Origin of the sequence: Pedococcus sp. 2YAF34 (genome assembly GCF_052114585.1) — a bacterium.
Taxonomy (GTDB): Bacteria; Actinomycetota; Actinomycetes; order Actinomycetales; family Dermatophilaceae; genus Pedococcus.
Window position 1 is genome coordinate 1 of the sequence record NZ_JBFRFA010000094.1, and the last position, 510, is coordinate 510.

General features: G+C 73.5%; 1 protein-coding gene. It reads left to right on the forward strand.

What is annotated here, in order from left to right; translation table 11 throughout:
* Window positions 1-29: 29 nt before the first annotated feature.
* Window positions 30-510, forward strand: a 481-nt coding sequence (locus tag AB4Z02_RS19025; protein ID WP_441972925.1) for a phosphotransferase, incomplete at its 3' end; no start/stop codon positions are given.

The window sequence follows — 510 nt, forward strand, 5'->3', positions numbered from 1 at the left end:
CCCAATGGGACCTGCGGATCGCCGGCGAGGTGGTCGACCTGCTGGCCGGCCATGTCGCGCAGCCCGCGCGCCGCCGCCTCGTCGAGGAGACCACGCGGGATGCGCTCGCCCGCCTCGCACCGCTGCGCGACGACCTGCGCACCGGCGTGATCCACGGCGATGTGACCGACGACAACATCGTGCTCACCGGCGACGGCACGGCGGCGCCGGCCGGGGTGATCGACTTCGGCGATGTCTCGCGCGGCTGGCTCGTCGCCGAGCTCGCGGTCGCCGTCGCATCCGCACTTCACCATGTTCCGGGCGACCCCCTTCGCGCGCTGGAGACCGTGGCCGCGTTCGACGCGCAGCTCCCGCTGACGGACGCGGAGATCGCGGCGCTCTGGCCGCTCGTCCTCCTGCGTGCCGCGGTCCTGGTGGTCAGCGGCGAGCAGCAGGTGGCGGTGGATGCGGACAACAGCTACGCCGACGAGAACCGCGCCCACGAGTGGCTGGTCTTCGCCGTCGCGAGGC